The sequence below is a fragment of the Streptomyces sp. P5F9 genome (genome assembly GCF_057961495.1).
Window position 1 is genome coordinate 1 of the sequence record NZ_JBXVPZ010000427.1, and the last position, 8371, is coordinate 8371.

Annotated in this window: 10 protein-coding genes and 1 pseudogene; 9 read left to right on the forward strand and 2 right to left on the reverse strand. The window is 71.2% G+C overall.

The features are described from left to right. Positions 1-181: 181 nt before the first annotated feature. From AC31A1_RS41195 to dapD, 5 genes and pseudogenes are all read left to right on the forward strand, one after another. Positions 182-502 carry a DMT family transporter gene (locus AC31A1_RS41195; protein ID WP_318015597.1) on the forward strand — a complete coding sequence of 107 codons (321 nt, stop codon included), beginning with the start codon at positions 182-184 and terminating at the stop codon, positions 500-502. A 22-nt stretch (positions 503-524) separates the two neighbouring features. Then, the gene (locus tag AC31A1_RS41200) at positions 525-1076 is read left to right on the forward strand and encodes a TetR/AcrR family transcriptional regulator (protein WP_489658209.1); all 552 of its coding nucleotides are present in this window, start codon (positions 525-527) and stop codon (positions 1074-1076) included. 128 nt (positions 1077-1204) lie between these two features. Further along, positions 1205-1845: pseudogene (locus tag AC31A1_RS41205) on the forward strand (RNA polymerase sigma factor). A gap of 2 nt (positions 1846-1847) precedes the next feature. Then, complete coding sequence (locus tag AC31A1_RS41210; protein ID WP_489658210.1) at positions 1848-2813, forward strand: CU044_5270 family protein; 966 nt, start codon at positions 1848-1850, stop codon at positions 2811-2813. Positions 2814-2915: 102 nt separating this feature from the next. Further along, entirely contained in the window at positions 2916-3905 is a 990-nt protein-coding gene (dapD, locus tag AC31A1_RS41215; RefSeq protein ID WP_489658211.1) for a 2,3,4,5-tetrahydropyridine-2,6-dicarboxylate N-succinyltransferase, read from the forward strand. Between the two features lie 64 nt (positions 3906-3969). On the opposite strand, the gene AC31A1_RS41220 is transcribed toward dapD, so the two are convergent. Further along, entirely contained in the window at positions 3970-4368 is a 399-nt protein-coding gene (locus AC31A1_RS41220; protein WP_489658212.1) for a hypothetical protein, read from the reverse strand. A gap of 142 nt (positions 4369-4510) precedes the next feature. On the opposite strand from AC31A1_RS41220, the gene AC31A1_RS41225 reads away from it, so the two are divergent. Then, complete coding sequence (locus AC31A1_RS41225) at positions 4511-5068, forward strand: SigE family RNA polymerase sigma factor (protein WP_489658213.1); 558 nt, start codon at positions 4511-4513, stop codon at positions 5066-5068. Beyond that, positions 5065-6291 carry a WD40 repeat domain-containing protein gene (locus tag AC31A1_RS41230; protein ID WP_489658214.1) on the forward strand — a complete coding sequence of 409 codons (1227 nt, stop codon included), beginning with the start codon at positions 5065-5067 and terminating at the stop codon, positions 6289-6291. The genes AC31A1_RS41225 and AC31A1_RS41230 overlap by 4 nt, the downstream gene beginning before the upstream one ends. Before the next feature lie 30 nt (positions 6292-6321). On the opposite strand, the gene dapA is transcribed toward AC31A1_RS41230, so the two are convergent. Next, positions 6322-7227: a 4-hydroxy-tetrahydrodipicolinate synthase gene (gene dapA / locus AC31A1_RS41235; protein ID WP_489658215.1), complete on the reverse strand. Its 906-nt coding sequence runs from the start codon at positions 7225-7227 to the stop codon at positions 6322-6324. 211 nt (positions 7228-7438) lie between these two features. On the opposite strand from dapA, the gene AC31A1_RS41240 reads away from it, so the two are divergent. Then, positions 7439-7585, forward strand: coding sequence for a hypothetical protein (locus AC31A1_RS41240; RefSeq protein ID WP_489658216.1), 147 nt, complete (start codon positions 7439-7441; stop codon positions 7583-7585). After that, the gene (locus AC31A1_RS41245; protein WP_489658217.1) at positions 7582-8286 is read left to right on the forward strand and encodes a hypothetical protein; all 705 of its coding nucleotides are present in this window, start codon (positions 7582-7584) and stop codon (positions 8284-8286) included. Before AC31A1_RS41240 ends, AC31A1_RS41245 begins: the two co-directional genes overlap by 4 nt. The last annotated feature ends 85 nt before the right edge of the window (positions 8287-8371 follow it).

Genomic DNA, 8371 nt, shown 5'->3' on the forward strand with positions numbered 1-8371 from the left:
GAGTTGGGGGAGGGCGGGGGTGAACTGTCTGGCATGCGCTGTTCCTCCAGCGGCGCCCATGGCGACGGCAGTGACCGTGAAAGCCAGGTGTGTGAACGGTGAAACAGTAGTGGAGCGAGAGGTGTCCGAGCAGCCCTTTCAGTGAGCGGTTTCTATGGGATCGTTATGTACACTCGTACACATGGGATTCCTGATGCTCCTCACGGCGATCGCCGCGGAGGTGGGCGGCACCACCGCCATGAAGTTCAGCCACGGCTTCAGCCGGTTGTGGCCGTCGGTCCTCACGGTCCTCGGATACGTGCTCTCCTTCGCGCTGCTCGCGCAGACGCTGAAGTCCATGTCGGTCGGTACGGCCTACGCGATCTGGGCGGGCCTCGGCACCGCCGCCATCGTGGGGATCGGGACGGTGTTCCTCGGCGAGGGCATGACCCTCGCGAAGGCCGCCGGCATCGCGCTGATCATCGTCGGGGTCGTGGTCCTCAACCTCGGCGGTGCGCACTGATGGCCAGGGGAGGCACGCACTGATGGCCCGGCGTTACGACCCCGAGCGGCGGCAGCGGATCATCGACGCGGCGATCCGGGTGGTCGGGGAGAAGGGCATCGCGGGTCTCAGCCACCGTTCCGTCGCCGCCGAGGCCGATGTTCCGCTCGGCTCGACGACGTACCACTTCACGACCCTCGACGAACTGATGGTCGCGGCGCTGCGCCAGGCCAACGAGGCCTTCGCCAAGGTGATCGCCTCGCGGGGTGGTCTTGAGGACCCGCGCACCGACCTGGCCGGGGAGCTGGCCGGCTGGATGGGGGAGTGGCTCGCGGGTGACCGCACGGGCGTCGAGTTGGAGTACGAGCTGTACCTGGCCGCCCTGCGGCGACCCGCCCTGCGCCCCGTCGCCGACGAATGGGCCCGCGACCTCGCCGACCAACTGGCCCGGCGGACCGACCCGGTGACCGCGCGGGCGCTCGTCGCGCTGATCGACGGGATCTGTCTGCAGGTGCTGTTGACGGGCACGCCGTATGACGAGGCGTATGCGCGGGAGGTGTTGGGGCGGGTGATTCCGCGGCCCGCGGAGGGCTGAAGCGCTTTCCGCACCCCTCACGAACAACTATCCGGCTCCGTGAACTCTTCGGCCCTCACCGGGTAACAGGAGCCGACACGACGGCATGTCGACGCCGTCGGCGCTACTGACGAATCGGGGGAAACCTGGTGAGCGGACCACCGCCGGGTGCGGCGCGGGACGGCGACGACGCGGAGGTCCTCGCCCGGTCGTTGGAGCAGCCGGAGTCGTTCGCCCTGCTCTACGACCGGTACGCGGCGGACATCCACCGGTACGCGGCGCGGCGGCTGGGCGACGGCGCGGCCGACGACTCCCCCACGCTCGAATGCGCTCGCGCGGGGGGACCCCCATGGCCGACACCTTCCTCACGGCGTTCCGCATCCGCTCGCGCTATGACCTCACGCGGGCCAACGCGCGCCCCTGGCTCTACGGCATCGCGGGCAACCTCATCGGCAAGCAGCGCCGTACCGAGGTGCGGGCGCTCAAGGCCTTGGCCCGCACCGGGCGTGACCCCGTCGCCGCGTCCTGGGGGGACTCCTGGGTCGAGGACACCGACAGCCGGATCGCCGCGCAGGGTCCGCTCGCCGGTGCCCTCGCCGCGCTCTCGGCGGGCGACCGGAACGTGCTGCTGCTCGTCGCCTGGGCCGATCTCACCTACCAGGAGGTCGCCGAGGCGCTGGACATCCCGGTGGGCACGGTCCGTTCCCGGCTCAACAGGGCGCGGCGCAAGGTGCGTTCGGCACTGGGCGCCGATCCCGCATTCGTGAACGACGCGGCGGAGGTGGCGTAGCGATGGACGAGATGACGCAGGTGCGTGAACTGCGCGCCGGAGCGCCGGTACCCGACCGCGGACGGCTCGCGGCGGGGCGTGCACGGCTGACCGAGGCGGCCCGGGCCGGCGGGCGGCGCCACATGCTGTGGCGGCGGCGGGAGTTCGTGATCGTCGCCGTGGTGGCGGCGGTCACCGCGGTGGCCGTCACCGTCACCGTGCTGCTGGGCGGCACCGCCCCCGGCGCCCGCAAGGTGGAGCCCGCGCGCACGCCCGACGCGAGCCTGAAGGGGCTCGGCGCGGCCCAACTCCTGGAGCGGGCGGCGGACTTGGTCGAGACGGAGCCGGACTCCGCCGTACCGAGGGCCGATCAGTGGATCTACACCCTGCAGATGTCGGAGGCGTCCACGGCGGCGGTGACCGAGATGCCGAGCTGGATCCGCTACGACGGCACCGCGGCGGCGTCCGAGGGCATCGTCCCCAAGGGGCAGCGCCCCCAACTCATCGTCACCCCCATGCACTTGGAGAACGGCGGGGAGGGCGACGACCGTTCGCCGCGCGAGATGTACCGGGTCCTGACGGCGCTGCCCGCCGGCGGTGAGCAGACCCTGAAGTTCCTCCGGCACAAGAACGCCATCGCCGACCAGAAGGGACGGACCCAGGCCCAGTCGGACTACACCGAGATCAGTGTCCTCCTGACCGCCCATCTGATGGCGTCCAAGGGGCTTGCCTCGCTCTACCGCGCCCTCGCGACCCTGCCCGGCGGCCAGGTCACCGACCACCTGGTGAAGGACGCCTCGGGGCGCCGGGTGATCGCCCTGACCTATCTCAGGAGCGGCACCCTCAAGGCCGGCGCGGCGGATCAGTGGCTGCTCGACCCGCAGACCTACCGGATCGTCGGGACGCGGATGCTCCTGGACGGCAAGGCCGTCGGCGGCAGTTCGACGGCGGCGTGGGCGGTGGTGGACAAGGCCGGCGAACGCGGCTGAGCCGGCCCCCTGCCGCCGTACTGCGAGCCCGTGCGTGTCGTTCCCTGAGACGCCCCGCGCACGAGTTGGTCCCCGCCGCCCCCGCCAGGTTAGGTTTCCCTCATGACCGACACGACCGCACCTCGCACCACCGGCGCCGTTGCCGCCGGGCTCGCCACCGTCGCCGCCGACGGGACCGTTCTCGACACCTGGTTCCCCGCGCCCGAACTGTCCGCCGAACCCGGGCCCGCCGGTACGGAGAGCCTGTCCGCCGAGCGTGCCGTGGAGCTGCTCGGTGAGGGTGCGGCCAAGGCGATCGGCCCTGACGTCCGCCGGGGCGTCGAGGTCATCGCGGTCCGCACGGTCGTCGCCTCCCTCGACGACAAGCCGCTCGACGCGCACGACGTGTACCTGCGCCTGCACCTCCTCTCGCACCGGCTGGTCAAGCCGCACGGCCAGAGCCTGGACGGCATGTTCGGCTTCCTCGCCAACGTCGCCTGGACCTCGCTCGGCCCGGTCGCCGTGGACGACGTCGAGAAGGTACGGCTGAACGCGCGCGCCGAGGGCCTGCACCTCCAGGTCACGTCGATCGACAAGTTCCCGCGCATGACGGACTACGTGGCCCCGAAGGGCGTCCGTATCGCCGACGCCGACCGGGTCCGCCTGGGCGCGCACCTCGCCGAGGGCACCACCGTCATGCACGAGGGCTTCGTCAACTTCAACGCCGGCACGCTCGGCACGTCGATGGTCGAGGGCCGGATCTCCGCCGGTGTCGTGGTCGGCGACGGTTCGGACATCGGCGGCGGCGCCTCCACGATGGGCACGCTGTCCGGCGGCGGCAACGTCCGCATCACCATCGGCGAGCGCTGCCTGGTCGGCGCCGAGGCGGGCGTCGGGATCGCGCTGGGCGACGAGTGCGTCGTCGAGGCCGGCCTCTACGTCACCGCCGGCACCCGCGTCACGATGCCCGACGGCCAGATCGTCAAGGCCCGCGAACTCTCCGGCGCCTCCCACATCCTCTTCCGCCGCAACTCGGTCACCGGCACGGTCGAGGCCCGCCCGAACAACGCGGTCTGGGGCGGCCTGAACGAGATCCTGCACAGCCACAACTAGGGGTTCGGGTATGTGAGTTGAGCGCCTTCCCGTTCGCCGGGAGGGCGCTCTGCTCATGTGGACCTCATGCCCGCACGGCCGCCGCGAACTCCGCCAGCGCCACGAAGTCCCCCTCACGCAGCCCGAATCGGGGATTCACGTGGTGCAGCAGCGCCGGGCCCGGGTGGTGGGCGGTCACGAACATCCCGGTGCCGAAGTCGACGTAGGGCAGCTCGGGCAGGCCGACGACGGGGCCGATCCAGCGGTGCGCGGTGCCCATCCAGGTGGTCGCCCAGCACAGGTCGTAGCCGAGACCGAGCAGCGCCTGGCCGTGCGCGGGGTTCAGCCAGACCCGTAGCGGGCGGGGCCGGTCGGGCAGGGGGACACGGATCGTCGTGTAGCCCTCGGGGCGTCGCTCCCGTTGCGCGGCGTACGGGTTGAGGGGGCCGTCGACGTCGAGGAACAGCAGGGGGCGGCGGCTCATGTGGCCACCGTAGGGGAGTGGTTGTGTGAGGCGGGCGGGAATTTCTCGTGGCGGCAGGCATAGCGGGCGGTGTCCGTACGCGTCACAGGGATCACAGGGGGCGGGGCATCGTGTGCCGTCGGGGAAGTGAGTGAAGGTGACGATGGATGCCGAAGGGCTGGAAGGTTTCCGGGACTTCGTGGACAACAGGTCGTCGGCACTGCTGAGGACCGCCGTGCTGCTCAGCGGGGGAGACAGGTACGCCGGTGAGGATCTGCTGCAGAACGCCCTGGCCAAGGCGGCCGGGCGGTGGGAGCGGATCGACGAACCCGAGGCGTACGTACGGCAGATCCTCTACCGGCAGCAGGTCAGCCGGTGGCGGCTGAAGTGGCGAAGACGCGAACTGACCGTCGCCGAACCGCCGGAGACCCGCGCGGACACGGACGCCTCGTCCGCCGCCGAGCTGCGCGTCGTGATGCGCGAGGCGCTGTCCCGGCTCACCCCCCGCCAGCGCACCGTTCTCGTGCTCCGCTACTTCGAGGACCTGCCGGAGGCCGAAGTGGCCCGGCTGCTCGGCTGTTCCGTCGGCACCGTACGGTCCACCACCCACCGTTCCCTGGCCCGACTGCGCGTCCTCGCACCGGAGTTGGCCGCCCTGGGCCCGGCCGGCACCGAGCTCGGGTCCTCCCGTGACCACGCGCCCGTGGAGGTGCGCCCGTGAACGTCGACGATCTCCTGCGCGACACACTGCGCGAACAGGCCGCCGAACAGCCCCCGACGGGACCGGGGTTCGCCGACTGGGTGCTCGCCGTCCGCCGGCGCCGCCGTACCCGCCAGCTCGTGGCCGCCGTCGTCGCGACGGTCGCCGTGATCGCCGTCGCGGTGGGTGTGCCGCGGCTCTCCTCGGGTGAGGACGACGTCCGTCCGACGGGTGTCGTGGACCGCGAGAACACGAGCGCCCACCCGAACCAGTCGCCGCCGCGCGAGCTGATCGCCGCCGGGAACACGGCACTTGCCGCCTATTACATCCCGACCAAGGTCACGCTGTCGGCCAGGGAGTCCGTCTCCGAGCGCACCTACTGGCTGTTCGACCGGAAGACCGGCACCTATGTGAAGGCCCCCAAGTGGTCGGTCGTCACCGTCGCCCCGGGCATGAAGACCGCCGCCGTCCTGGAACGGACCCTGCCCGCCTCCCGGATCGGCCTGCTCGACCTGGCCACCGGCGAGGTGAAGCGGTGGATCCAGGTCAGTCACAAGGTCGGTGGTCTGTCGTTCTCGGACGACGGCCGGAAGCTGGTCGCGACGACCTACACCCACAACCCCGACGCGGAATTCCACCCGGCGGACCCCAACGTCGGGGAGCCCGACGTACCGTCGAGCCGCACCGGTTTCTACGTCCTCGACGTGGCCTCCGGCAAGGGCTCCTGGGCCGGGGTCACGGTCGGCGGCCAGCGGGCGGACGGCCTGACCACCTCCACCAACAACCGCCAGGACTTCGCCCTTACCCGCGACGGCAGGTACATCTGGGCCGGCCTCCCCTCCGACGAGGTCAACAAGCTGTTCTACGACTTCACGGGCGCCGAGGTCCCCGCACCGGAGGACGGCAGCAAGTACCTGGTCTGGTTCGTCGACGCGGGGCTGTCCCCGGACGGCAAGCTCGTCGCCGGTGACTTCGCGGGGACGTCGTGGCCCACCTCGTCGTACATCGTCGACTCCGCCACTGGCGAGAAGAGCGAGGTCCGGGGGCAGCAACTGCTCGCCTGGGCCGACGACAAGTCGCTCATCGCCTGGGACGTGGGCGACGGGACGAACGGGAGCGAATTCCACACGCGGCTCATGCTGGTCACCGTCGGCAGCGACAAGGAAGTACCGCTGAGCGGCTACCTCGGGGGCAAGTCCGACGTCAGCGCCGGACGGTGGGTGCCCGTCTTCGCCCAACGCTGAGAGACCGCCGCCGACTTGGCGCCGGTCCGGTCATACGGCGATGAACTCCTCGTACGCCGCCAGCAGCCCGTCGGCCGCATCCCGGCCGGCGGGCCGCAGCGGAGCCCGGACCGAACCCCCGGGCAGGCCCAGCGAGTTGAGCAGCGCCTTGACCGTCACCGTGCCGGGCAGCCCCGCCGACATCATCAACTCGATGAGCGGCGTGGCGCGTTGCTGGAGGCGGGCGGACACGGGGGTGTCGCCCGCCTCGAACGCGTCCAGGATCGCCCGGAGCCGGGCGGGGACGACGTTCGCGACCGTGCTCACATAGCCCGCCCCGCCCACCGCGTACAGCGCCAGAATGTGCTCGTCGCAGCCCGCGTAGTACGCCAACTCCGTGCGGTCCAGCACCTTCTGGGTGCCGAGGAAGTCGTAGGAGCAGTCCTTGACCGCGACGATCCTGGGGTGCTCGGCGAGCCGGATCATGGTCTCCGGTTCGATACGGGTGCCGGTGCGGCCCGGGATGTCGTAGAGGACGAGAGGGAGCCCGGACGCGTCGGCGACCTCGCGGAAGTGCGCCTCCAGGGCGTCCTGCGGGGGCCTGCTGTAGTACGGCGAGACCACCAACACCCCGTCCGCGCCCGCCTTTTCGGCCTGGAGGGCGAGTTCCACGGTGTGCCGGGTGTCGAAGGTGCCGACGCCCGAGACGAGGGGGACCCGGTCACCGACGGCCTCGCGGACGGCGGTGATGAGCGCCGACTTCTCCGCGTCCGTCGTGGTCGGCGACTCACCGGTCGTCCCGGACAGCACGAGCCCGTCACACCCCTCCGACACCAGCCGCTCGGCGAGGAGTTGGGCACCGGGGAGGTCGAGTTCCCCGGCCTCGGTGAAGGGGGTGATCATCGCGCACAGGGCGCGGCCGAAGGGGGGAGGGGCGGAGCGGACTGTGGTCGTCATGGGAGTAGTCTCGGCAGAGCGATGGTGAAGCACCACTTAATTCTTCTACCGGGTATTGATAAGGGATGCTGCGGAATGGGTGGCATCTGGACACCGGCCGCCGTGGCCCTGGCCACAAGGCCCTATGTCCAATTGACCCCCTCATGGGTCACCATGGCCAGGAAGGTCACCGACGTGGGAAGTTGATCCACCCCTGGTCACGGGAGGCGTCATGAAGCTCGGCAAGGCACTGGCCACCGGAGTCGCCGAAGAGCGGCCGCAGATCCACGACGAAGGACTCGAACTCCCCGAGGGGATCGAGGAGTTCGAGGAGACCGGGACGCTGAAGGCGCCCGAAGAGGTACCGGCCGCCCGATGAGGCTGCGGCTCCCCGAGGAACGCCCGACGGAGCCGCCGACCGGATTCAAGATCGCCCACCCGGTGCTGTCCCAGGACGGCACCCGGGCCGGGTTCACCGGTGTGTCGCTGGGCGGCGCGCTGCCGTACGGAGTCGTGGCCGACGCGTCCTGCGTCTACGGCCGCCGGCACCGTTCGCCCGCGCGACTCTGCGACTGCGGCTTCCACTGTGTGCACGAACGGGCGGCTGCGGAAGCCCTGTTGTGCACCGCCGAGCACCGCGCGGCGGTCCTCCTCGACATCACCGTGCTCGGCACCTACATCCGCTTCGAACGCGGCTTCCGCTACGCCCGCCAACGTGTCCGTACCGCCACCGTCGGCCCCTGCGACTGCGGCGCCCGGGCCGTCGCCCTCGCCGACGCCGGTTGGGGCAGGCCCGGCTGGCGCGCCCTGGCCGCCGCATGCGCGGGCTGCGTCCGCAGCCGTACGTCCGTCTCGCTCGCCGGGTTCGCCCGGCTGGCCGGGGACGGGCTGCGGGTGGCGGCGGGGAGCGGTGGCCCAGGAGACGCCCCGGCGGCGACCGCCGACCCCGGACTTCCCGAAGGGCTCGGCGTGCCCGAACTCGTCGCGGAAGCCGCCCTGTTGCAGGCCCGCCTCGACTGGTTCCAGAGCCGGTTGGCCCGCCTGGAAGGGAGTGGGGGACAGCAACACGGCGGGTCTTGACCTCAACTTTGGTCGAGGTTGAAGGCTGGTCGGTACGCGAACCCGTACCGACCAGTGGAGGCCCGCATGACCCGCCGTACCGACT

What these genes read in the sequence shown, in the direction of transcription:
- AC31A1_RS41195 (WP_318015597.1), top strand. Translation starts at nt 182, where the DNA reads ATGGGATTCCTGATGCTCCTCACGGCGATCGCCGCGGAGGTGGGCGGC.
- AC31A1_RS41245 (WP_489658217.1), top strand. Translation starts at nt 7,582, where the DNA reads ATGAGGCTGCGGCTCCCCGAGGAACGCCCGACGGAGCCGCCGACCGGA.
- AC31A1_RS41220 (WP_489658212.1), bottom strand. Translation starts at nt 4,368, where the DNA reads ATGAGCCGCCGCCCCCTGCTGTTCCTCGACGTCGACGGCCCCCTCAAC.
- dapA (WP_489658215.1), bottom strand. Translation starts at nt 7,227, where the DNA reads ATGACGACCACAGTCCGCTCCGCCCCTCCCCCCTTCGGCCGCGCCCTG.
- AC31A1_RS41225 (WP_489658213.1), top strand. Translation starts at nt 4,511, where the DNA reads ATGGATGCCGAAGGGCTGGAAGGTTTCCGGGACTTCGTGGACAACAGG.
- AC31A1_RS41240 (WP_489658216.1), top strand. Translation starts at nt 7,439, where the DNA reads ATGAAGCTCGGCAAGGCACTGGCCACCGGAGTCGCCGAAGAGCGGCCG.
- AC31A1_RS41200 (WP_489658209.1), top strand. Translation starts at nt 525, where the DNA reads ATGGCCCGGCGTTACGACCCCGAGCGGCGGCAGCGGATCATCGACGCG.
- AC31A1_RS41210 (WP_489658210.1), top strand. Translation starts at nt 1,848, where the DNA reads ATGGACGAGATGACGCAGGTGCGTGAACTGCGCGCCGGAGCGCCGGTA.
- dapD (WP_489658211.1), top strand. Translation starts at nt 2,916, where the DNA reads ATGACCGACACGACCGCACCTCGCACCACCGGCGCCGTTGCCGCCGGG.